This is a genomic window from Nonomuraea sp. NPDC049129 (assembly GCF_040648495.1).
Classification (GTDB): Bacteria; Actinomycetota; Actinomycetes; order Streptosporangiales; family Streptosporangiaceae; genus Nonomuraea.
On sequence record NZ_JBEZDU010000038.1, the window covers coordinates 13,949 to 36,808 of the forward strand.

Annotated in this window: 21 protein-coding genes and 3 pseudogenes; 16 read left to right on the plus strand and 8 right to left on the minus strand. The window is 69.0% G+C overall.

The genetic code is table 11. From position 1 onward, the window contains the following. Positions 1-98: 98 nt before the first annotated feature. On the minus strand, positions 99-4,001 hold the full coding sequence (locus AB0B64_RS55420) for a DNRLRE domain-containing protein (RefSeq protein ID WP_357961109.1): 3,903 nt from the start codon (positions 3,999-4,001) through the stop codon (positions 99-101). Between the two features lie 894 nt (positions 4,002-4,895). Here AB0B64_RS55420 and AB0B64_RS55425 point away from each other — a divergent pair. The 5 genes and pseudogenes from AB0B64_RS55425 to AB0B64_RS55445 all read left to right on the plus strand — a co-directional run bounded on the left by AB0B64_RS55425 (position 4,896) and on the right by AB0B64_RS55445 (position 7,712). Beyond that, positions 4,896-5,366 carry a tyrosine-type recombinase/integrase gene (locus AB0B64_RS55425; RefSeq protein ID WP_357961238.1) on the plus strand — a complete coding sequence of 157 codons (471 nt, stop codon included), beginning with the start codon at positions 4,896-4,898 and terminating at the stop codon, positions 5,364-5,366. Further along, positions 5,363-5,689: a helix-turn-helix transcriptional regulator gene (locus tag AB0B64_RS55430; protein WP_357961112.1), complete on the plus strand. Its 327-nt coding sequence runs from the start codon at positions 5,363-5,365 to the stop codon at positions 5,687-5,689. Before AB0B64_RS55425 ends, AB0B64_RS55430 begins: the two co-directional genes overlap by 4 nt. Before the next feature lie 178 nt (positions 5,690-5,867). Beyond that, positions 5,868-7,091: a hypothetical protein gene (locus tag AB0B64_RS55435; RefSeq protein WP_358202988.1), complete on the plus strand. Its 1,224-nt coding sequence runs from the start codon at positions 5,868-5,870 to the stop codon at positions 7,089-7,091. An 88-nt stretch (positions 7,092-7,179) separates the two neighbouring features. Continuing rightward, a pseudogene (locus tag AB0B64_RS55440) lies at positions 7,180-7,599 on the plus strand (recombinase family protein); the annotation flags it as partial. Further along, positions 7,596-7,712 carry a TetR family transcriptional regulator gene (locus AB0B64_RS55445; protein WP_357961121.1) on the plus strand — a complete coding sequence of 39 codons (117 nt, stop codon included), beginning with the start codon at positions 7,596-7,598 and terminating at the stop codon, positions 7,710-7,712. The pseudogene AB0B64_RS55440 and the gene AB0B64_RS55445, both read left to right, overlap by 4 nt. A 432-nt stretch (positions 7,713-8,144) precedes the next feature. Here the strand turns inward: AB0B64_RS55445 and AB0B64_RS55450 are convergent, their stop codons facing one another. Beyond that, entirely contained in the window at positions 8,145-8,720 is a 576-nt protein-coding gene (locus AB0B64_RS55450) for a dihydrofolate reductase family protein (protein ID WP_357961124.1), read from the minus strand. A 133-nt stretch (positions 8,721-8,853) separates the two neighbouring features. Between AB0B64_RS55450 and AB0B64_RS55455 the strand changes: the two genes are divergently transcribed. From AB0B64_RS55455 to AB0B64_RS55480, 6 genes and pseudogenes are all read left to right on the plus strand, one after another. Continuing rightward, complete coding sequence (locus AB0B64_RS55455; RefSeq protein ID WP_357961127.1) at positions 8,854-9,600, plus strand: TetR/AcrR family transcriptional regulator; 747 nt, start codon at positions 8,854-8,856, stop codon at positions 9,598-9,600. Between the two features lie 255 nt (positions 9,601-9,855). Further along, positions 9,856-10,349 (plus strand): annotated as a pseudogene (locus tag AB0B64_RS55460) (SDR family oxidoreductase). Between the two features lie 207 nt (positions 10,350-10,556). Beyond that, a complete protein-coding gene (locus AB0B64_RS55465) occupies positions 10,557-11,219 on the plus strand; it encodes a DUF4097 family beta strand repeat-containing protein (RefSeq protein ID WP_358203002.1) in 663 nt (220 codons plus the stop codon). A 323-nt stretch (positions 11,220-11,542) separates the two neighbouring features. Then, a complete protein-coding gene (locus AB0B64_RS55470; RefSeq protein WP_358203008.1) occupies positions 11,543-12,763 on the plus strand; it encodes a serine hydrolase domain-containing protein in 1,221 nt (406 codons plus the stop codon). Positions 12,764-12,871: 108 nt separating this feature from the next. After that, positions 12,872-13,075, plus strand: a complete 204-nt coding sequence (locus AB0B64_RS55475; RefSeq protein ID WP_358203017.1) for a hypothetical protein — start codon at positions 12,872-12,874, stop codon at positions 13,073-13,075. Between the two features lie 112 nt (positions 13,076-13,187). Beyond that, entirely contained in the window at positions 13,188-13,397 is a 210-nt protein-coding gene (locus AB0B64_RS55480) for a hypothetical protein (protein ID WP_358203022.1), read from the plus strand. Positions 13,398-13,537: 140 nt separating this feature from the next. On the opposite strand, the gene AB0B64_RS55485 is transcribed toward AB0B64_RS55480, so the two are convergent. The 3 genes from AB0B64_RS55485 to AB0B64_RS55495 form a co-directional block, all read right to left on the minus strand. Then, complete coding sequence (locus AB0B64_RS55485) at positions 13,538-14,779, minus strand: FAD-dependent monooxygenase (protein ID WP_358203033.1); 1,242 nt, start codon at positions 14,777-14,779, stop codon at positions 13,538-13,540. A 249-nt stretch (positions 14,780-15,028) separates the two neighbouring features. After that, positions 15,029-16,039 (minus strand): NAD(P)/FAD-dependent oxidoreductase, encoded by a 1,011-nt coding sequence (locus AB0B64_RS55490; RefSeq protein ID WP_358203040.1) that lies wholly within the window; start codon positions 16,037-16,039, stop codon positions 15,029-15,031. Positions 16,040-16,112: 73 nt separating this feature from the next. Beyond that, complete coding sequence (locus AB0B64_RS55495) at positions 16,113-17,051, minus strand: alpha/beta hydrolase (protein WP_358203046.1); 939 nt, start codon at positions 17,049-17,051, stop codon at positions 16,113-16,115. A 231-nt stretch (positions 17,052-17,282) separates the two neighbouring features. Here AB0B64_RS55495 and AB0B64_RS55500 point away from each other — a divergent pair, with 231 nt between their 5' ends. Further along, positions 17,283-18,008, plus strand: coding sequence for a helix-turn-helix domain-containing protein (locus AB0B64_RS55500; protein ID WP_357961148.1), 726 nt, complete (start codon positions 17,283-17,285; stop codon positions 18,006-18,008). 492 nt (positions 18,009-18,500) lie between these two features. Here AB0B64_RS55500 and AB0B64_RS55505 read toward each other — a convergent pair whose 3' ends face one another. Then, on the minus strand, positions 18,501-19,160 hold the full coding sequence (locus AB0B64_RS55505) for a TetR family transcriptional regulator (RefSeq protein WP_357961151.1): 660 nt from the start codon (positions 19,158-19,160) through the stop codon (positions 18,501-18,503). A gap of 257 nt (positions 19,161-19,417) precedes the next feature. Then, a pseudogene (locus AB0B64_RS55510) lies at positions 19,418-19,615 on the minus strand (GH32 C-terminal domain-containing protein); the annotation flags it as partial. Between the two features lie 41 nt (positions 19,616-19,656). Here AB0B64_RS55510 and AB0B64_RS55515 point away from each other — a divergent pair. The 4 genes from AB0B64_RS55515 (at position 19,657) to AB0B64_RS55530 (ending at position 21,188) form a co-directional block, all read left to right on the plus strand. After that, a complete protein-coding gene (locus AB0B64_RS55515) occupies positions 19,657-19,818 on the plus strand; it encodes a hypothetical protein (RefSeq protein WP_357961154.1) in 162 nt (53 codons plus the stop codon). Between the two features lie 176 nt (positions 19,819-19,994). Beyond that, positions 19,995-20,612: a Tn3 family transposase gene (locus tag AB0B64_RS55520; protein ID WP_358203061.1), complete on the plus strand. Its 618-nt coding sequence runs from the start codon at positions 19,995-19,997 to the stop codon at positions 20,610-20,612. A gap of 4 nt (positions 20,613-20,616) precedes the next feature. Beyond that, the gene (locus tag AB0B64_RS55525; protein ID WP_358203066.1) at positions 20,617-20,838 is read left to right on the plus strand and encodes a Tn3 family transposase; all 222 of its coding nucleotides are present in this window, start codon (positions 20,617-20,619) and stop codon (positions 20,836-20,838) included. Further along, positions 20,751-21,188, plus strand: a complete 438-nt coding sequence (locus AB0B64_RS55530) for a Tn3 family transposase (RefSeq protein WP_358203072.1) — start codon at positions 20,751-20,753, stop codon at positions 21,186-21,188. The genes AB0B64_RS55525 and AB0B64_RS55530 overlap by 88 nt, the downstream gene beginning before the upstream one ends. A 298-nt stretch (positions 21,189-21,486) precedes the next feature. On the opposite strand, the gene AB0B64_RS55535 is transcribed toward AB0B64_RS55530, so the two are convergent. Next, positions 21,487-22,797 carry an FAD-binding oxidoreductase gene (locus AB0B64_RS55535; RefSeq protein ID WP_358203081.1) on the minus strand — a complete coding sequence of 437 codons (1,311 nt, stop codon included), beginning with the start codon at positions 22,795-22,797 and terminating at the stop codon, positions 21,487-21,489. Positions 22,798-22,860: the final 63 nt, after the last annotated feature.

Below are 22,860 nucleotides of genomic sequence, written 5' to 3' on the forward strand. Positions count from 1 at the left end.
TCCGGCCGGACGCCCTCTTTTAAAGATCAATTATCGTTTTCCGTGACCCCGGAAGGCGGCAGGACGAGCACGCTGGGGGTTTCGGCGCCTCTTCCTCGTCAGACGACGAGCCTCGCGTAGCCGATCGTATAGCCGTTCTTCTTCGCGTCGGAGACTCTGGCGTCCAGCCTCTTGTAGCTGTGCGCGGTGTAGAAGATCCCTCTTTCGTTGTTGGCGGTCTTCTTGGTGACGATCGACATGTGCTCGGGTCCGTCGTGCAGCCACGGGTCGAAGTCCCAGTACATGATGTCGCCGACCTGCACCTGTGAGAACGTGGAGCGCCACTGGATCCGGTGCCGGTTGGCCATGTGGTACATGCTCTTGTGGACCAGGACGAACGTCTGCGAATCCTTGCCGGTGGGAGCCGCCCAGAACCAGTTGTTCAGGTTCTCGCGCTTCTGCTTGGCAGTTCTCCCGTAGTTCCGGATCTCCCAGGCGCCGCCCCCGAACCGAAGCGCCTTGGAGGCGAAGTTGGTGCAGTCGTTGTTGGTGTATTCCACGTGGCTGTTGACGTTCCTCCTGGCCCAGTTGGCGATGCCCGACTGGCTCACGGAGTTGGCCGAGACCGTGTCGCTGGGGGTGTCGTCCGGTACGGGCACGGTGAGGTCTTCGCTCGTATCCGCGCTGACCCATCCCTCCGGGTGAGCCTGGGAGTCGACCGAGTCGCCGTCCGTCCGATCGATCAGGCCGTCGGCGGAGCCGTCCGTACGCTGTCCCTGCCCCGCTACCACCAGGTTGAAGGAATAGTCCGTGGCATTCTCCTCCTCCTCGGTGGTCTTCTCGCCGGTTTCGTCACGCACGACACGGTTCTGGTGCACAGTTGCCCGAACGGTCACGGTAGCGCTGTCGGCCGACAGGGACACGAGCGGGTCTCCCAGCGTGGTGATTGAGCTTTCCTGGGCCCCTCCGCCGACCTCGGCCTTGGATTTCGCGGTCAGCAGCTCCTGCTCGTCCGCCTGGAGCAGCGACTCGAACCGGTAGCCTTGGTCGTGTTTCCCGATCGCCTCTGCGGCGCTCGCGAAACGTCCCTCGACGATGCCCTCCCGGCTGTCCAGATACTGGGCCACCGCGTCGACGTATTCCTGCCGGTCGGGCACGGCCTGCGGCTTGACCGCCGCGGTCGTGCTCCAGGCTCCGGCACCTTGCTCGTTCTTCCCGCGCACCCGGAACACGTAGGCCGATCCGTTGGCCAGCCCAGGGACGATCGCCCTCGCCTCGGACGGCGTCAGCGTCTGAACGACGTTCCCCGAGCCGTCGAGGACCTCCAGGTCGAACCCCGTGGTCCGCGTGTCACCGGTCGCCTCGGACGGAGGCCCCCAGGTGACGAGCGCTCCGCCGTCTCCGGCGCGCACGCTGACGTTCTGCAGAGCTCCCGGCACGCCGGGCGGGACATAGGTGACGGTGATCCTCGCCGAGCCGAAGGCCATCTCCGGCGCCGCCGGGTCGGTGGCCCGCAGCGCGAGCTCGGCGAAGCCCTGGCCGTCCTGGCGGTCCCCCTGCACGGAACCGGTGATGTCGATCTTCGGGTCGGTCTGGTCAACCTCGGCGAACGGCTCCTCCAGCAGCCTGGCGGAGACGTCGGCGCCCGAGGCGTCGGCGGCGAGGGCGCCCTTCAGCTCGTACGCAGACACCTTCCCACCGGTGGGGCAGGCCATGGCGCACATGGGGGTGCCGAGGTCGAGTGTCGCCGAGGCGATCTCCGCACCCGCCGGGATCGCGCCGAGGTCGGCCTCGAACGTGGAGATCCGGCCTCCTCCCACCTGCAACGCGGAGGCCTCCTCAAGCGTGCACGGGTTCCCGTCGCAGGCGTCGGACGCCGTTCTGGCCGCGCGGACGCTGAGCACGTCGGCGTCGAAGGTCTTGGTCTGGGTGGGCTTCTCCGCCGCAGCCTGCGGCGCGATGAAGGTGACGGGAGCGGTGCGGGCGCCGCAGGCCGCCACGACGCATGCCTCCATCTGCCATTTGTAGGAAGCGCCGGGTGTGAGCAGCTCGGGAGAGACTTTCAAGGACGCCCGCTGCCCGCCCTGAGCGTCGGCGGTTCCCAGCGGACTGGTCCCCACCGCCGCGCCGGCGCTGTCGAAGAGGTAGAACCTCGCGGTCAGCCATTCGCCTGAGGGGCGTGAGAGCAGACCAGACAGCACCACGGCCGACGGGTCGCTCGCGCCGGTGGCCAGGCCGGTGGGCACCCTGGGCACGTCCGTCGCGAACGGCGTCCAGGACGACCAGCCGCTCGCGCCGGTCTGGCTCGTCACCCTGGCACGGAACCGGTACGACCCGGGGTTGCGCAAGGCGTTCCCCGACACCTTCCAGGTCGCCGTCGTTCCTGAGGCCACGCCCTTGGGGCCGCCCGTGGCGATCACGTCGCCGTTGCCGGCCTCGGTCACCTCGAAGGTGTAGTCCAGCGGCTTCCCGGAGGGATCGGTCGCCTTGGCCCACAGGGTCGGCGTGAGGCTCGCAACCGTGGTGACCGCCGGGTCCGTGGAGGCTCTCGGGGTCACGTCCAGACCGGTGGGGGTGGCGAGCTTATAGGAAAAGGTGACGGTGAGAGCAGGTTCCTTGTCGCCCTGAGCGCCCGAGACGTAGTTGGACGAGTAGTAGCGCCGCCAGGTTGAGGCGTCCTTCTCGTCGGCGCCGCGCAGCTGGATGCCGTAGTTCGGCTGGCCGTCGGCCCACGCCTGGACGATGGCGTCGGTGTCCCAGTGCATGAAGTCCTGCGGGCAGCTCGCCGCGCCGTAGGCCGTCTTGGTGGTGACGGCGCCTGTGGTGGTGGTGGCCGGCTCCGAGCCGTACCTGATGGTGTCGGGGTCCCAGGCCGAGGTGATCCGGCGCGCCTGCACGCCGGCGCTCGGGTCAACGCAGACCGACGACCAGAACGTCCACAGGCGCAGGTCAGTGTCGACGATCTGGGTGCCGAGCAAATCGTCGACGTGCCGGAACTTCAGGTAGGAGCGGGCGATGTGGGTGCCGTCGTAGGTGCCGGCCTTCAGCTCGGTCGAACCGCGCTGCGAGTCGGGAATGTCACTCTGTACCCACGTGTCGGTCTCGACGGTGAGCGTGCTGGTGGGGTCCACGGTCACGGGGTACTTCACCGCGGGGTCGGAGAGGAATTTCGCGTCGGGCTTCAGCACCAGGACGGTGCCCTGGCCGGTCTGCTTGATCGTCATGTCGATTGCGGCCTGGTGGGCGGGTTCGCCGGAGCGCGGATCGGTCGTGGCGTCCCACATGCGCGGGGCCGGAGCGGATGCCAGCAGTTCGCCGGAGGCGTCCTGCAGGTTCAGGCCCTTGTCGGCGGCCTCCGAGAGCTTCAGGCCCTTGGTGGCCACCGGCAAGGTGATCTCCAGGGGATGGGTGGGGGGCTTGCGTAAGACGATCGAATGACTGAACCCGTTCGGCAGCGCCTTTACCATAAGGTCGCCGCCGGGCACGACGTCCTTGTAGGTCGCGGTGTCCCCCTTGACCTGCGGCGCGGGCAGGGCCTTGCCCCAGGAGACGGCGAACGAGCGATCCGCCCGCTGGACCTTGGCGAACGGCTCGCCGCCGCCGTCTGACACCTGAACGTCCGAGGCGGTGCGCTTCGGGTGCAGGCCCGCCTGACCGTCGCGGACGAGGGAGGTGTCGATCGGGCGCCACGTGTCGCCGTCCTTGACCCGCACCGGCCCTGGGAAGGTCTCCAAGGTGAACGTGCCGTCGGGGTTGGCCCAGAGCGAGGAACTCTCGGTCTTCTCGCTCTCCACCTCCACCCGCCTTCCCTGTGCCTTCGCCGTCCGCGTGGCCACCGCCCGGTCGTCGGGCTTGAACGTGGCGGCCGTCAGGGCGGGCTGAGGCATGGTGGCAACCTGACCGGGTCGAAGCGTGGCATCGTCCGCCAGCGCGGCCTGCGAGATCGCGACCTGCCCGGTCAACGACGCGGCGACCATGAACACCGCCAGGCCGGCGACGGCGCCACCACGGCGCTCCCTCACGGCCCGACTGCTCGCTGGATGGCCGCGTACCCCTCGAGACTTCTTCACTGTGCTCCCTTGTCACCTCGGCCGTCACAGGCCGTCAGTCGGAATCTCGAAACGGCACCATTTTCGGCGTGAGCCCGGTTGGGGGGTACATGTTTGCCCCTGAGTGCAAATGCCCTGGTCGCGGCGTGCTCCGGCTTCTGCAGAGGTTGATGAGATTTCGGGGATTCTGAAGGTCTATCGTCCTGGTCGTTCGTCTTGCTGTGAGAGTGAAGGCGAGGTGGCCGGAGTTGGCGCTGGCGGTGGTGAAGGATCTGCGGGTGGCGCGTGCCCCGGCCACTGCGGAGGACCTGGAGGCGCTGGAGACCGACGTGCTGGCCGGGTTCGTGCCGGCCCGGACGGCAGCGGGGCTGTCGGACGGGACGATCTCCTCCGACGTGGTGCATCTGGAGCAGGTGCGGGTCTGGTTCGGCCAGCCGTTGTGGGAGATGGAACCGGCCGACGCCGATACGTACTTCGGCAAGGTGCTACGCGCCACCGCCAGGGGCACCCGGCTGGCTCGGGCCCAGGCGATCAAGACGTTCTTTGCGTTCCTGGAGCTGCGTCACAAGGTCGAAATCCACCAGATGACCGGCCGCGTCATCGAGTGCCCGATCGACGAGATGAACCGGCCACGCGGCGGGACGCAGGGCAAGCTGCGCATCCCGCCCACCACTGACCAGGTCGATCGGCTGTTCGCCGGATGGCGGCAGGAGCTGACAACCTGCCGGAAGTTCGCCCCGACCGCCCGCAACTACACCGCCTGCCGGTTGATGGCCGAGGTCGGGCCGCGCGTGAACGAGGCCTGCAAGCTCGACCTGGAAGCTCGACCTGGCCGACATCAAGTGGGACCTGGGCCGCATCGGCAAACTGCACGTCCGCCACGGCAAGGGCGCCCGTGGCTCCGGGCCACGCGAGCGCATGGTGCCGTTGATCAACAACGCCGCGGCGACACTGCGGTGGTTCGTCGAAGACGTGTGGGGGCACTTCGGTGACGACCACACCCGGCCCGGTGTGGCGCTGCTGCTGTCGGAGCGCAAGAACGCTGACGGATCGGTGGCCCGGGTCGGCGATGAAACGCTGCGGGCCGCGCTCGCCAAGGCCGCCGCCGCGCACCTGCCGGAATGGGCCGATGCCCTGACCCCGCACGTGCTGCGGCACTTTTGCGCCTCCCAGCTCTATCAGCAGGGCATGGACCTCATCGCCGTCCAGCAGCTGCTCGGCCACGCGTGGATCGCGACCACGATGAAGTATGTGCACGTCACCGGCACTCACATCGAAGACGCCTGGGCAGCGGGCCAGCAGCGCGCCGCCGCCCGGCTGGAAGGACTACGGCGATGAGATGGAACCTGCGGCTGGCCGCCGCCACCCGCGGCATCTGGAAAGCCTCTGAGCTGCAGCGGATGCTCGCCGAGCACGGCCTGACGATCAGCGCTGGAAAGATATCCGGCCTGTGGTCGGGCGAGCCGGCCAGCATCAAGCTCGACGACCTCAACGTCCTCTGCGCCGTGCTGGGCTGCGGGGTCGAAGAGCTCCTCATCCCCGAGCCCGACAAGGTCAGACGCGTCGATGGCGGGCAGGACAAGCAGGTCACGGCAGCAGCCGCGGGTGGCCCACCCGTGGTTCCGAAGCGGAAGGACGGTCGTTCTCTGCCGCCTGCGTGACATGCCGCCGCGACGGGTTCTGCATGGTCCACAGAGCTGCATGGACTGCCTGGCCTGGGGAGTCCTCGGCGCTCGCCGATGCTCGGCCTGCACCGTGCTTCGACACTGTTACCCGGGCAGCGAGGGCGAATGCGCCGGATGCAACCGAACGGTCGCGCTAAAGAAGGGCTACTGCAGGTTGTGCTGGCAGCAGGCCGCTTATGAGTCGAAGGCCGCAGGCGGCCTGCCCCGCGGCGCGGTCTCGGTCCTGGAATCCGGGGAAAGACTGCCGTTCCAGCAGCCGTTCTTCGACCGGATGAAACGACGCCGCCCCGAAAGCCCAGTCCATGAACAGGGATGGCGGTCGCGGCCCAAGCCGCCTCCGCCGCCTGCGGTCCGGCCCACCGAGCGGTGGACCCAGCTGAGACTGTTCGAAGCACGCCGGGACTTCACTCGGTTCGACGAGAGCGCCGATGTCGATCTCGCCAATCCGTGGCTGAGCTGGGCGCTCTATCTTGCCTATCGGCGGGGCGAGGCGCGCGGGTGGCGACGTGGTGTTCGATTCGCCGTCCGGCGCGCCCTGATCATCGTGTTGTCCCGGCACAGCTGCCTCGACGTCGTCTACTACTCGGAGGTCTTCCCCGCGCTGCGCGCGCTCGGCATCACCGTCGAGCGGACCCTCGAGGTGCTCCAGGAGATGGGGGTGTTCGTCGATGACCGGCCGCAGGCCTTCGACGGGTGGCTGGAAGCCAAGCTCGAAGGACTCGCCCCAGGCATCCGAGACGACGTCGAGGCCTGGGCGCGGGCGCTGCGCTTATCTTCCGCAACCCGACCCGCGGCATCCGCATCGGCCAGCATCCTTACGGGCTTGTCCAGCGGCCCGACCAGGACGACATCGACCGGGCGACCGAAGCCGCCACTACCCCGGCCGCCCGGGCTCGTGCTCATGCTCGCCGCCGTTCACGCCGCCCGCACCGGCGCCATCCGCTTCCTGCTGCTCGATGACGTCGACCTCGGCAACCGACGGCTCACCATCGCCGGCCGCACCCGCCCCATCGATGAGTTCACCCATCAGATCCCGCTCGAATGGCTCGATTACCGGCGCACCCGCTGGCCGAACACAGCCAATCCTCACCTGTTGATCAATCAGCTGAGTGCCCTCGGCACCGGTCCGGTCTCCAAGATCTACTTCGCCAAGAGTCTCCGCGGTCAGGCTGCGACGCTCGAACGCCTCCGCGTTGATCGGCAGCTCGAAGAAGCCCTCACGCACGGCCCGGACCCGCTCCGCCTCGCCGCAGTGTTCGGCCTCGATCCCAAGACCGCCATCCGCTATGCCGAGAACGCCGGCGTCCTACTGGCCACCGCAGCCGAAGAGCAAGACCCCGCCAGTCGCGACGAACCCAAGGGTCGAAACGGTCCATGAGGGATGAAGACCCTTCGGTTCAATCCGATGAACCTTCAGTTCGCATGAACTCTGGGACTTCCTCGGGGTTGAGGAAAACCCCGACAGCCAACGCGATGCCCTCACGACAGCAGGCTGTGACCGGATCTTCGTCGACAAGGCCTCAGGGAAGATCGACCGCCGTCCCGAGTTCGACAAGGCGCTGGACTACCTCCGGCCCGGTGACACCTTCGTCATCACCCGCCTTTCCCGGGCGGCCCGTTCGCTGCGCCATCTACTGGACCTGGCGGCCCAGCTCGGCGCGCGCGAGGTCGATCTCTTGGTACTGAAACAGGGCATCGACACCTCGACACCGTCGGGGCGGCTGCAGTTCCACATGTTCGGCGCGTTCGACGAGTTCCTCCGCGAGCTCATCGCGGAGGGCACCCTTGAAGGGCTGGCTTCGGCGCGGGCACGCGGCCGCGTCGGCGGACGTCCCCCCGCCCTGGATGAGCACGGCGTGGAGATGGCCGCGCGCTGTACGAGGTGAAAGGCGAGGACGGTAAGCGGCGCTACACCGTCCAGCAGATCGCCGACCGGCTCGGCGTCAGTCGTGCCACGATCTACCACCACCTTGACCCCGACAAGCCGGTCTCGGCGTAGGAGGAGCACGGTGCTGCCCCCCATCACCTACTACGGCGGCAAGGCCAAGCTCGCCGAGCAAATCGCCGTCATGCTGCGCGAGCACACCCACTACGTCGAATCACGCTCCGGCCCAACCCACGTCACCCGTCCCCCGAGAACAAGACGAACCAGAACCGCGCCGCGAGAGAAGAGTCCCAGCTCAGAGGTTAATCTTGAGTTGAGGGGCTGTTGAGGCTTGGCTGCAAGGGAGCCGCTATGTCGCCCGGGCCGCCTACAGATCGACACGCCCGTCGGCCGAGAAGAGCCACCGAACACCACACAGGATTAGCCGAAGTCACCTCAAAGAGATTGACAGGTAACCGCACCAGTTCGTACTCGGTGCCCATCTCCGGGAAGGAGAGGCGGAGCGCCGCTGGCCTCAGCGCTGGCCTGGGTCGGTGACCGATCGGCTCAGCGGCGGATGCGGTAGCGGATGTGGGTGGCCTCCGGTGTGTCGATCACCTGATCGATCTCCAGTTCGATCTCCGACGGCAAGACGTCGAACAGCCGGCGGCCGGCGCCCAGCAGCACCGGGATGTGATGGATCTGCACCTCATCCAGTACCCCGGCCTCGAGTGCCTGTTGCACCGTGTAGGCGCCGCCACGCACCTGAACGTCCCGGCCCCCGGCGGCGGCCTTCGCCTGCGCCATCGCGCTTTCGATCCCGTCGTTCACATATGTCACCAGCGGATGACCCCAACGGGCGGCCGGGCTGGGCGGCCGGTGACTGGGGACGAAGATCGGGAGACCGTCGTGGTCGCCTCCCCAGTGATCCATGAGTTCGGCGGTCCGCCGCCCTGCGAGGACCGCACCGGCCGCCTTCCATTCGCCTTGGAACTGCTGGATCGGCCCGGACGATGGACCGGTCTGCGGGCCCGCGTCAGCCCACTTGTGCAGCCGCTCGCCATCGTCGCCCCCGAGATAGTCGTTGGGATCGGCGACGTACCCGTCGAGCGACATTGACATGTCGAGCACTGATTTGGACATAGTCCGCTCCCTGTCTGCGACGGTGCAACTCCTCAGCCACGCCGCCTGCTCCCGAGTTCGGCGACTAACTGTGTCTCCATAACACTGTGTATCATAGATACAGTTTTTTAGGGTGGGCTAGTGGGAGGCTGCGATGTCGGCTAACGAGGATCCGATGGCACTGGCCGAACTGTTGTGGGGCCTGCGGAAGCCGCGCACCAGGGGCCCCAGGCCCGCCTTCGACCTCGCTCAGGTGGCCGACGCCGCTGTCAAGGTCGCCGATACCGAGGGACTGGAGGCGGTCTCGATGCATCGGGTAGCCGCCGAGCTCGGCCTCACCAAAATGGCCCTGTACCGCTATGTCAACGGCAAATCTGAGCTGAGTGCAATCATGATCGAGGCGGCGGTCGGCACACCCCCCGACTTGAGCGGCGTGACCAGCTGGCGGACCAAGCTGGAAGAGTACGCCCGCCAACTGTCCGCCGCCTGGCGACGCCACCCCTGGCTGCCGTCGATCACCGTGGGCGACCGCGTCATGGGTCCATGCGAAACTGGATGGCCCGAAAGAGCCCTCAGCGCTCTGGCCGACACGCCCCTGACCGAACGCGAACGGCTGGACGCGGTCATGCTGGTCTCCCACCACATCCGCGCCACCCACCCAGCCGCCACCCAAGGCACTCAGACCTGGACGGACGGCAGGGCCGCCCCCATCATGCGCGACCTGCTACTCCGCAACGCCGACCGTTTCCCGCTGCTGGCCACCACCATGGCCATCCCCTCGGCCACCACGACCCAGGAATTCGGCCTGCACACCCTCCTCGACGGCCTCGAACACACCATCACCCAACGCACTCGAAACAGCGGCGACGAATCAGCAGCTTCGAGTCCAGCTCCTCCGTAAGGAGCAGCGGCGCCCGACCGGGATGGATGGAGTGGTGCGGTCGCTGAGCTTGTTGTCGGACAACGACGGGGGCCTGAACTACTGCGTTCCGCTCGGGACGCGGGAACCGATGATGATCGCTATCAGAACTCCTCATTTCTGAGACCACGAAGAGTAGCGATGATTACATAGAGCTACTTTGGGGCTGGTCGCGCCGACCCGAGTGGTGGGCCCAGTAGCTGCCGGTGGAACGACCGGGGGGACGGACGGCTGGACATCCTGGTCAACAACGCCGCCATCACCGCCGACTCGATCGAGACGATCACCCCGGAGACGTTTGACCGGCTGATCGCGGTCAACACCAAGGCGCCGCTGTTCATCATCCAGCGGGCTCTGCCGCTGCTGAACGACGGCGGCCGGATCATCAACCTGTCCACGGCGGCGACCAGGATCGCGATGCCCGAGCAGCCGGACGCGATGAGCAAGGCCGCCGTCGAGGTGCTCAGCCGCTCCCTCGCTCAGTTGGTCGGCGGGCGCGGTATCACGGTCAACGCCGTGGCGCCCGGGCCGACGGTCACCGACATGAACCCGTGGATGCTGGATGACCCCGAGGTGCAGCAGGTGGTGGGCAGCGGCAACGCCATCCCCGGGTTGGGCACCCCGCCGACATCGCCGACGTGGTGGCCTTCCTGGCCTCCGAGGCGGGCCGCTGGGTGACCGGGCAGATCATCGACGCTTCCGGCGGCTGCTTTCTCGGCCCCCGGATTTGAGCTGACAGCAGCGCCGGCCGCTGCCTCCACGAACGTCATCGCCCTACGGGGCCGTGTCAGCGGCTGCGTCAGGACGGCGACGGTCCGGCGTCAGAGCGTTCGGCGATGGTGGAGCCACGAACGGTTCAGCGATCGCGGCCCGGGACGGGACGCAACGCCTGAGTGGTCATACAGGAAAACGACATTTTGCAGCACAGGGAGCACACCATGCGTAAGTTCAACACCGCCGCCCCGATCACCACTGTCCTGAACATCCCCGCCGGACGCGTTCAGTTCATCGCGGCCGACCGGGCCGACACCACCGTCGAGGTCCTGCCCGCGAGCGCCGCTAAGGGCCGCGACGTCAAGGCCGCCGAGCAGACCACGGTCGACTACGCCGACGGCGTCCTGCGGATCGAGACCGCGCAGAAGAACCAGTACCTCGGCCCCACCGGGGCCATCGAGGTGACGATCCAGCTGCCCACCGGTTCCCGCGTCGAGGCGAAGACGGAGAGCGCCGAACTCCGGACCGTCGGCCGCCTCGGCGACGTCACCTTCGAAGGCGCGTACCGCCAGATCAAGCTGGAGGAGACCGCAAGCCTGCGCCTCACCGCGACCGACGGTGACGTCGAGGTCGACCGGTTGGGCGGCGCCGCGGAGATCAGCACCGCACGGGGCGACATCCGGATCGCCGAGGCCACCGGCGGCAAGGTCGTGCTCCGCACCCAGTCCGGCGACATCTTGGTCACCGCCGCCGTGGGCGTCTCGGCCTCCCTGGACGCCGGCACCTCCAACGGCCGCATCAACAACGCCCTCAAGAACAACGGCACCGCCGAACTCGACATCCAGGCCACCACCTCCAACGGCGACATCACCGCCCGCAGCCTCTGATCCACAGCTCGGCCCGCAGTGCCCGAGCACTGCCCGGCCACGGGGGCACGCTCGGCCGGCTCCTTCCCGCCGCAGGTCAGCTGCGGCATCACGACGGCGACGACCCGATATCAGAGCGGTGGCGGCCGCGGCCTCGGGCCACGCCGAGCTCACCCGTACGTCGCTCATCGAAGCCCTTGCGAACCGTCGGGTTGAGAACACGTTGCGCAATTCGCCCCTGCTCCGTCCTTGAGCAGGGCGAATGCGTAGTCATGCCGCGCCCGGTGATCGCCACGCCGGGGGCGGCTCGGACAAATCGAACACTGTATGTGAGGAGATTCACCATGGGAAACAGCGACAGCGGCTTGTCCGCGAGTGGGCTGCGCAGGCTGCATGACGTGCTGACCCGGCATGTCGAGTCCGGGAAGATCCCCGGGCTGGTCGCCCTGGTCGGCCGGTGCGGCCAGACGCACGTCGAGGCGCTTGGCACGATGCGGCATGACGGCGGCGCGCCGATGCGCCGGGACACGATCTTCCGGATGGCGTCCACGTCCAAGCCGGTCACGATCGCGGCGGCGATGGTGTTGCTGGATGAGTGCCGGCTGCGGCTGGATGACCTGGTGGAGCCGTGGTTGCCCGAGCTCGCCGACCGGCGGGTGCTCAAGCGGGTCGACGGCCCGTTGGACGACACCGTGCCGGCGCGGCGGCCGATCACCGTCCGGGATCTGCTCACCAGCACGTTCGGGATCGGCATGGACCTGACGTCCCTGGGCACTCCGATCATGGACGCGATCTTCGAGCAGGGGCTCACCCCCAATCCGATGCTCGAGCCGGATGAGTGGATGCGCCGCCTTGGCGCGCTTCCGTTGATGGACCAGCCCGGCGAGCGCTGGCAATACCACACCAGCAGCGATCTGCTCGGCGTGCTGGTCGCCAGGGTCACCGGCCAGTCGTTCGCGACATTTCTGCGCGAGCGTGTTCTCGATCCGCTGGGGATGACCGACACCGCCTTCCACGTGCCCGCCGACAAGATCGACCGGCTGCCGCCGAGCTACGTCCCCGACCCGCAGACCGGCGAGTTCAACGTATGGGACGACGCCAAGGAGGGGCGGTGGAGCCGGCCTCCGGTGTTCCAGGACGGCGGCGGCGGGCTGGTCTCCACCGCCGACGACTACCACGCCTACTTCCGGATGCTGCTCACCGGCGGGATGCACGACGGCGAACGGATCTTGTCGCGGCCCGCTGTGGAGCTGATGACCACCAACAGCCTGACCCCCGAGCAGAACGCCGCCCGCACCGCCATGGCCCGCGACAACGTCCATGTGGGGTTCGGCCAAGGCCAGCACGGCGGCTGGGGCTTTGGGATGGCGGTGCGCACCTACCGTGGCGACTACGCGCCCATCGGCCAGTTCGGCTGGGACGGCGGAACCGGTACCGCGGTCTACGCCGACCCGGACAACCAGCTCGTCGGCATCCTGCTCACCCAGGTCGGGATGTCCACCCCGGATTCGGCGCGGCTCATCCACGACTTCTGGACCACGCTGTACCAGGCGATCGACGACTGACACCGAGCCGGCGCCGGGTGGGCCTCGACCTCAACCCACGGCACACAACGGTCAGCCATTGCCGGGGAGAACCGTCGACGTTTCCGCGCGGCCTGGGCTTGGCCCTGTTTGCCGGGGCCGGGGCCGCCCAAGGGTGAGATCCCCTCGAGCGGCTCCGGCCCGGCCGACGTGCCGCAGGTGGTGGTCGAGTACGTGGCGCACGACGACCCCGCAGGGCAGAGTCTGCGCGTCGGCGGGGATGTTGTGGCCTACGGCGAGCAGGTCAACCAGCTGCGAGGCCGCGCTCAGGGCCTGCTGGCGTTCTTCCGGTAGCGCATGGCGTGGTGTCACGTTCGTTCCTCAACAACGCACGCACCAGCATCGGACCCGGCTCCTTCGTCGTCCGCGGCCGCCGCGGTGGCGGCGATTCCACGACCAAGCCGCGGTGCCGATGACCCGCCTCGCCAACCGCGTCGTGCGCTCTGAACCCGCCCAGGGTCCGCTGCAGCTGCACCGCCTCGACCGCAAGACCGGGATCGCGTGCAGCCGGTGCGGCACCCGCAGCCAGACCACGGTAGTCGCCACCCTCGACGCAGACTGGACCAGGCTCGTCGACCGCGGCTGCTACGACGCGTGGAGCAAGCAGCTCGGGTGAACCCCGATGCACCGGATAACAGCCTATTCTCCGGTACATGACCCTCCCGGCCATCCCCGCGACCTGCGTCCGAGCATTCGTTCGACGAAGTTGCGGGCCCAGAGGACCTCGTTCTCCCGCTCGTATTCGAGGAACTCCACTCACGCTGCAGCGGCGGCGATATCCAGACTTTTCATTCGCGCCCTGTTGGTCATCATCTTGGCGAGCAGCCGGCCGGCGATCGGCAGCCGGGCGAGGCGGATCATCGCGGACCGAAGCAGCAACTCGGCGCGGTTGCCTGGGGTGAAGAAACCGCGCATGCTCACACCGCTGCCGAGGTGGTGGTCGATGAACGGGCGCAGGTGGTCCTCCCAGTCCTGCAGCGCTCGTGGCACGTCGTGCGGGTGGCGTTCCAGCATGGTGCCGAGCAGGTCCGCCCCGGCCAGGCCGGTGGATGCCCCCATGCCGGAGTAAACGGTCAGGCACCACGCGGCGTCGCCGACGAGCACGACTCGGCCGCGGTGCCAGTGGTCGAGGTGCACCTGCTCGGCGGAGTCGAACAGGTGGTCCGGGACCTTCTCGAACTGGTCGAGCAGCCAACCGAGCGTGGAGCCGGTGGGCTCGGGGCCGTAGGCGGCGCGCAGCGAGTCGATGGCCGGCCGGGTGAACTCGGCGTCCACGTCGTCGGTGCGGTAGGAGAACAGCACCGACGGCGGACGGTCGGCGAACGAGAACACCCACACCGATCGGCCCGCCTCGCCCATGTACAGCCCGTCCTGTAGGCGGTAGCCGGGTACCGGCTCGGGCAGGCTGTACACGGCGATCATGTAGTTCAGCCGACGGATCGGGCTCTGCTCGGGCTCGAACGCAAGCCGGCGCACCGTCGAGCGCAGTCCGTCTGCCCCGACCACCAGGTCGAACCGTTCGAGGGTCGTCGTCTCCGTCGTCAGATCGCGGATCTCGACGTCCACCCCGTCGAGGTACTGGTCCAGCGCGATCGGCACGGTCGAGTACCGGATCTCGACCTCGTCGGGCAGGGCGGTGAAGGCCGCGTCTTCGATGTCGCCCCGCATCACCATTCGAGACCCGCCGAACACATCGGCGTAGCCCACACCGCGGCGGCGCCGGCCCGTGCGGTCGACGTCGTAGCTCACGCCTTCCGGAGCGAAGCGATTCGGCACCGCATCGGCGATGCCCAGCCGTTCGGCGGCGGCGAGCCCGGTCCCGAACAGGGCGATGAAGTATCCGCCGCGGCGCCGCTCGGGGGCCTTCTCCAGCACCACCACGTCCCAGCCCGCGCGATGCAGTCGCAGCGCGGAGGCGGTCCCGCTGATCCCGAGGCCGACCACCAGGGCCCGCTGTCGCGATGTCGTGTTCTTGTCCATGGGATTGCGGTCCGACATTGTCGTGTCCTCCATCTGGTTGGGGTGGGTCGGCCGTTCAGGAAGCCGAGGATGTGAAGTCGTCGAGGCGGGCGAGGAAGCCGAGGAGGGTGGCGTTGACCTCGGCGGGACGCTCCTGCTGCCTGCTTGCTGGGCATGACTGAAAACCGCCTGGAAACTGATCAGTTTCCAGGCGGGAAAACAGATCGGTTTCCTCGCCGATGAAGGTGAGGCGGGCGGGTGGCGGGCTGAGATCTCAGGGCTTCAAGATCATCCTGTGACCCCTTGTGGGCTTGCCTCGGCGATCCCCTGGAGGGCCGCGTCGGTGTCCGCGATGGCCAGCATCCTGTTGATGTCGGCGCCGGCCAGTGCGCCGGCCGCTGCGGAGGCCCCGACCTGGGCGACCAGATCGGTGACGTTGCCGGCCACCCACACACCCGGCACCTCGGTGGTGCCGGCCGTGCCGGAGGCGAAACTGCGGCCCTTCGGCAGGTCCTGCACCGGCAGGCCCAGACCTTCCAGGCCCTGGGTGCGGGCCTGCAGTTGCGCGGCGACCGCGAGGACGCGGCGGGCCACGACCTGGCCGTCGGCCAGGCGCACCCCGGCGAGGGCACCGTCCTCGTCGTCGACGACCTCGGTGACCGGGGTGTCGATGACGCGGATGCCGCGGGCGGCGAAGCGGGCGCGGCTGTCCTCGTCCAGGTCGGTGCCGTGGGTGAAGTAGGTCAGGTCCTCGGTCAGCTGACGGAACAGGTACGCGTGGTCGATGGAGACCGGACCGGTGGCGAGGATACCGATGGGCTCGTCGCGCACCTCCCAGCCGTGGCAGTACGGGCAGTGCACCACACTGTGCCCCCAGTGCTCGGCGAGCCCGGGCACCTGGGGCAGCACATCCGTGAGGCCGGTGGCCACCAGGATGCGGCGGGCGGTGATGCGGCGGCCGTCGGCCAGGGTGACGGTGAACCGCAGGCCCCCGTCCGCCGACGGGGCGGCGGACTCGGCCGAGACCACCTCGCCGTGGACGACGCGTCCGCCGTACTGGCGCACCTGCTCCCGGCCCCGTCGAAGGATCTCGGGCGGCGGGGTGCCGTCCAAGGCGATCAAGCCGTGCACAGCCTCCGCGGGCGCGTTGCGCGGGGAGCCGCTGTCGATCACGACGACCGAGCGGCGGGAGCGGGCGAGGATCAGTGCACCGTTCAGCCCCGCGGCGCCCCCGCCGATCACCACCGCGTCGACGGCCCCCTTGGCCAGTGCGTCGCTCGCGTACGGAGAAGTCGTCACAGCCATGGCCTCCTGCCTTTCCTTGTCAGTCATGGTTCGGTCAACCCTTCGAGTTCTGGGTGGTGGGAGGGGGTCAGCTGTTCAGGAAGCCCAGGATGTGGTCGGCGACTGTCTTGGGCTGCTCCAGGTGCGGGAAGTGCCCTGCGCCGGGTACGACGATGCGTTCGAAGCCGTTCGTGAACAGGTCGTCCATGCCCTCGCTCACCTCCACGGACAAGCAGTTGTCGCCGGCACCGTGGAGGTAGAGCGACGGGACGGTGATGGCACCGAACGCCCGGGCTTCCAGGGCTTGGGCCGCCTCGTCCGCGGGCGGCGGCGTGAACAACTGGCGGTAATAGCCCAGGATCTCGGTCAGGACTCCCGGAGCACCCAGGGTTTCCTTGAGCGCGGCACGCTCCGCATCCGGCAGCTCGTAGCCGGGCGACCACTCCCGCCAGAGCCGGTCGATGAAGGCGAAGTCGTCGAGCTCGACGGCCGCCTCCGCCATGGCTGTCTGGAAGAAGAACATGTACCAGCTGCGCCGCTGCTGGTCACCGTCAGTGACCAATGCGGTCAGCAGTTGACGGCCATGGGGAGCCGCCATGGTGACAAGCTTGCGGACACGCCTCGCGTCGAGGCTCGTAGCCGCGTACGCCGCCGCGGCTCCGAAGTCGTGGCCGATGAGATCCGCCTGCTCGCGCCCGAGCGCTTCGATCAGGGCCAGGACGTCCTGGCCGGTCGAGGCAATGCGATAGGAGCCGTCGGGAGCCGCGCCGCCGGGCCAGTATCCGCGCTGTGCGGGCGCGACCGCCCAGTACCCTTCCTGCGCAAGGCGGTCGAGGATCCCCGCCCAGCTGGCGGCATGGTCGGGAAACCCGTGGAGGCACACCACGAGCGGCCCGCTGCCGGCCTCAAGGATCGGAACGTCCAGCCCGCCTGCCTGAACCGTCCGATGACGGACGCGGTCGGTCGCCTGGGACCCCCTGGCCGGGGAGTCCTCGCCAGACGACGGTCGCTGGGTCACCTGTGTCATGAGTTCAACCCCCAAGCCGCCTTCGCGGCGTCGCGGTCCGGCAAGCCCGGACCAAGCAGCAAGTACGGCTGACGGCGACCAGGACGCTGACGCCGATCACGGAGCCGATCTGCTGGACCATGTTTGAGCGGAATCGCTTAATTGCCCATCGATGTGCAGACTAGTTTGTTGCCCGTCGATGTGCAAATATCGCGATGACTCCCTCCTCCCACCCGCCTTCGAGGTACCGACGTGACCAGCCGACCAGCACGAACACCGACGACGAGGCCGAGGCGGTCTCCGGCCCGGCCCCACGAGACGCCGCCCCCTCCTGCTCCGACTTCGACCTCGACTTCGGCGCAGCGTCGGGACGCGCGGGCCACCCGTGCCCGGATCCTCGACGCCGCTCGGCGGGAACTGACCCGCGACCCCGACAGCCGCCTGGAGGACATCGCCGCCGCCGCCGGTGTGGCCCGGCGCACCGTGTACGTCCACTTCGCCGGCCGGACCGCGCTCGTCGAGTGCCTGGCCGCCGAGGCCGCGGAGGCGATCCGGCGCGCCGTCGCGGGTGCCCCGGCCCCGACCCCCGACGCCGTCGCGGACCTGGCGCGATTCGTCCTCATGATGTGGCCCGTCGGCGACCGCTACCGCACCCTCATCCGGCTGGCCCGCGGCCAGGACCTCGCCCCCGCACGCGTCGACGAACTGCTGACCCCCGCCCGCGACATGGCCACGAGAGTCTTCGCCCACGGCCGCCGACAGGGCGTCTTCCAGATCACCGTCCCGCCCGACCCGCTCGCCCGAGCCATCGAGGCCCAACTGCTGGCCCTGCTCGACTGCGTCGACCGCGGCCTGTGCCCCGACGACGGCACCGGCGCCGCAACCGCCGCCCTCATCGCCGCCGGAGTCGCCCCGGACACCGCCGCCGCGAAGGTCGATCACGTACGGAAGACCGGGTCGCCCCCGAGTCCCGTCTGAAACCCGTGCCCGCACCCCCCTCGCACTCACACATGTCCGCCCCCAACTCCCTGTCCCCCGAAGCCCTTTGGAGGAGGGCCGATGTACCGCCCCCGCCCCGAGCACGACCGTGACCAGGAGTGCGAGTTTTCGTACTCGTACTCGCACGAACCCGCCGACGGCTCCGACCGCCCGCTGCCGGTGACCGACCTCGCCCTGCGGATGGACGGGTTGACGAAGCCGGACGACGACAGCGAGGCTCGGACCCGCTCGTCGGAGGCGACCGTCTTCCTGTCGTACGCGGACCTGTCCGACGCCCTGTGCCTGGAACTGACCCGGGGTTACGGTTCCGACCGGATCCGCGCCCGCGTCCTGACCACCCTCGGCTTCGAGGTCACCGCGACGACGACCGTCTCGGCGGCCTCCGGCGACCGCGTCACCTTCAAGGACTTCAAGGTCGCGGGCCGCGACGACGCCCGGGACACCTCGTCGAACGGGTCGGCCGGAGAGAAATCAGGTGCCGTGGGCCGGAAGAGCCGTAGCCATCGCCGACGCAACCTCCTCGACCACCGCGCTCGCCCGATCCTCCGGCACGCCGGCCGCGATGAGGGTGGCCGTGGCGATCCGGTGCCCGTCGTCCTCCAGCGCGCCGGTGTTGACGGACTCCACCAGAGCTACGATCAACGCCATCAGGCCTGCGCTCTGCACGGCCGGCGGCAGATGGGAGTGGAAGACGCCGTCCCGCTGCCCGCGATCCAGGATCCCGATGGCGGCCTCCCGGGCCGGCGCGAGCACCTCGTCGAGGCGCTCGGAGCCGAGGTCCCGCCGGGTGAGCGCCAGCAGCATGCGGTAGCGGTCGCCCACGGGCCACATCCTGAGTACGAACCGCGCCAACGCCCACTCGGCCGACTCCGCCGGCTCCCCCGACTCCGGCCCGGCCTGCACCGTGCTCCGCAACGTCTCGGCGGCTTCCTCGGCGAGCGCCTCCAGCAGCGCCGCCCGCCCCGGGAAGTGCCCGAAGAGGGTGCGCCGGACGACCCCGGCGGCCCGCGCCAGCTCCTCCAGCGTGACATCGGGGTTCCGCCCCAGCTCCTCACGGGCCGTGGCCAGGATGCGCGCCCGGTTGGACCGCGAATTACGGCGCAGGGGCTCGCGGGCCACGGGCTTGCTCACGGAGAACCTCGCAGCATCAAAGGACGGACGAACGGCCCCCCATTTTGTCATGCCGAGCCGAAGCCCCCGTATCACGCCCCACCGGCCGCTCCCTCACGCGGGACCGGCCCCACCTCGTGGCCCGAAGCTCGGCCGACGCGGAACCGAGCGCGCCCGGTGCGGCCCTCGCGCTTGTTCCTCGACGAGAGCCCCGGTGCGCCGGGCGCCGCCGCCGACCTCGTCCGTCGCGGCCATCCCACCGGCCACCCCCCGTCGGATCAGACCGCGAACTCCCGGATCACCATGTTCCGGAACACCGCCTGCCCGTCGATGGTGAACAGGGCCAGCCCGGTGTCGGACGGGTCGGGGAAGACCTCGGTCGAGTGCGCGTACCGGCCGTCGTCGACGAACATCTCGACGGACGTGCGGTCGACGAGGACGCGCAGGCGGACCGTGCGGGCGGACAGGTGGAAGGGCGTCCGGCTCTCCTGCCAGCGGGCTGCGCAACACGATCGGGATGAGCAAGCTGCGCGAGGTCGTCACCGAAGGCTGGAAGAAGCTGCCACGCGATCACGGCCGGCTCTCGGCGCTGCACGCCTCCTACACCTACCTGCGCCAGTTCACCCCGAGGTGCTGGCGGCGATCGACTTCCAGGGCGGGACCGGCACGGCGGAGTTGATGGAGGCGTGGCCATCTTGAAGCGGCTGAACGAGGGCGGCGGCCGCAAGGTGCCCGAGGGCGCACCCACCTCGTTCGTCCCGGCCCGCTACGCCGAGTACCTGGCCAAAGCGCGCAAGGACGGCGACGAGACCGCCTACCGCCACTACTGGGAGCTGTGCGTGGTGCTGGCGCTGCGTGACGGGCTGCGCTCGGGACGTGTTCGTGCCCGGCTCGCGCCGCTACGCCGACCCGGCCACCTACCTGTACTCGCCCGAGCAGTGGGCGCCGCGGCGGGCCGACTTCTGCAAGCTGGTCGGCAAGCCCGCCGATGCGGCCGAGTCGATCGAACAGAGCAAGGAGGAACTGCACGCCGCGCTGACGCAGCTCGACCAGACGCTGGCCCAGGCGTTGCCGGACGACACCGGCGCGGTCCGGCTCGATGACGACGACAAGCTCGTCATCCCGCCGCTGTCGGCCGAAGACGTGCCAGGCGAGGCCAAGGAGCTGAGGGCGGAGCCGGCCGGGATGCTGCCGTTCGCGCCGATCGCCTCCCTGCTGATCGAGCTTGACGTGCGCACGCACTTTCTGGACTGCTTCACTCACGCCGGCGGCCGTAACCAGGCCCGCTCGGCCGATCTCAAGCGCAATATCCTCAGCGTGCTCATCGCCAACGCCACGAATCTGGGGTTGTCCAGGATGTCGGAGGCCTGCGGCATCCCGTATGACGTGCTGCGCTGGACGCAGGAGTGGTACGTGCGGGAGGAGACGCTGCGTGAGACACATGCCGGGCCGCTGCTGAGCGCGCTGGAATGAAGACATGATCACCGAGTGCTGGCCCGATCTGCTGCGCATGGCCGGGTCGCTGAAGTATGGCCAGGCCACCGCGTCGCTGGTGGTGGGCAAGTGGTCGGCGGCCTCCCGGCAGAACACCCTGGCCGCTGCCTTGAAGGAGTGGGGCATGCTGCGCCGCACCTTGCATGCGGCGAAGTATCTGTCGGATCCGGCCCGGCCTACCGCAGGAAGATCGCCCGGCAGCTGAACAAGGGCGAGAGCCTGCACGCGCTGCGCCGGGACCTGCACTACGCCCAGCAGGGCACCGTCACCAAGCCGGCCTTGGCCGATCAGACCGATCAGGCGTGGTGTTTGACCGTGTTGACCAACGCCGTCACCACCTGGACCACAGAGTACTACTCGCTCGCCGTGCGGCAACTGCGGGCGACCAGCCGGGACGTGCCGGATGAGTTGCCGGCCCACATCTCTCCGGCGCACAGCGAGAACATCGACTTCTTCGGCGTGATCAATGTCGACGTGGAGGCGGAATTGGCCAAGCTGGATGGCGGCGGCTGGCGGCCACTGCGTCCGGTGGCTACGGAGATAGCTCTGATGTGATCGCCGCTTCCCGGCGCCTGGCCTGCGCGCCGCGCCGGTGTCCCCCGCCCAGCCTCGTGCGGGGCCCGGTCACTGCGGACGGGCGATTCGGTGATGGCGCTGATCAAGGCGATGCCGGGCAACATCAGCCTGGAGTCGATGCTGCGTGAGATCGACAAGCTGACCGCGATCCGCGCGATCGGGGCTATCCGAGAACCTGTTCGCGGACGTGGCACCGAAGGTGCTGGCTCCTGGCGGGCGCGGGCTGCGGTCGAGTCGCCGTCGCATCTGCGGTGCCGTGCGCGCAGTGGGAACCGATCTATCCGTGCACCGGGTAGTTGGCGCGGAACACGTTGTGCGGGTCACGGGCCCGCTTGATCTCCCGCAGCCGCACGAGCGCGCTGCCGGAGAAGGACTTCGCCGCCGTGTCACCGGGGGACAGCAGGGTGTACGGCTTGTGGCCGCTGATGTAGGCCTCCAGGTCGGCCACGACCTCGGCCTGCTTGGCGCGCGTCGCGTCGGCCGCGTGCGGCAGGCCGAGACCCAGCAGGCCGAGCAGGTACGGCTCGGCCACCGCGCCGCTCGCACCGGCCCCGCCCTCCGGCTCGGCGAGCGCCCCGCCCAGGTGCCTGATCTGCAGGTTGATAAGCGGTTCGACCGGCTTGGCCAGCAGGAGCTCCACCGCGTCCGCGTCCAGGCCGGTGAGCAGCTCCGCACGAGCGATGGACGGGGCCGGATCGGTGGGCTCGGCGGTGATGCCGCCCAGGTCGGCAACCGGGACGACGCCGCGGCTGTCGGAGATCGCGCCCTCGATCTTGTCGAGGCGCGCCAGCAGGTCCTCCCCCTGAACCGCCTCACCCAGGTAAGCCAGATCCAGCGTCACCATCGGCGACGCGCCGGGTGGCTGGAGCCGGTTGATCCAGACACTGAGTTCACGCGGCGCCTCGGCGGTGATCTCCAGGAACGCGTCGTACGCCTCCCTGGTCCGGTGCTCCGGCCAGATCACACGCCCGCCGTACAGGACTGGCACGGGATACAGCTCGAGTTCGAGGGCGGTCACCACCGCGAAGTCCCCGCCACCGCCGCGCAGCGCCCAGAACAGCTCGGGATCGGACTCGGCGCTCACCCGGCCCGGCTCGCCATCGGCGTCCACGATGTCGATAGCCCGCACGCTGTCGGAGGCGAAGCCGTACTTGCGGCTGAACCAGCCGACCCCACCGCCCAGGGTGTAGCCGGTCACGCTGACCCCCGGCGCGCTACCGGACAGGCCGGTCAGACCCAGCGGACCGGCCGCCGCCAGCACCTGCCCCCACTTCACACCCGCGCCCACCCGGACCACGCGCTCCTTGGCGCGTACCTCCACCTCGTTCAGCAGGCCGGTACGCAACAGGATCAGGCCTTCCACATCACCCGAGGCGCCATGCCCGCTCGGCTGCGCGGTCACCGTCAGACCCGCCCGCCGCGCGTAACGCACGAGCGCCGCCACGTCATCGGCATCCACGGCCTCCGCCACGGCCGCCACCGGCTGCCTGACGGTCAGATTCCACGCGGTGGCCGCCTGTTCAAAGCCGTCGTCACCGGGCAGGAGCACGCGCCCCTTGAGGACACCGCGCAAATCGTTGATCGTCATCGTCGTCTCCCTTTTCGAGTTCTCAGAAAATGCGAAGGAACACCGTGCCGCACTGCGGGAACG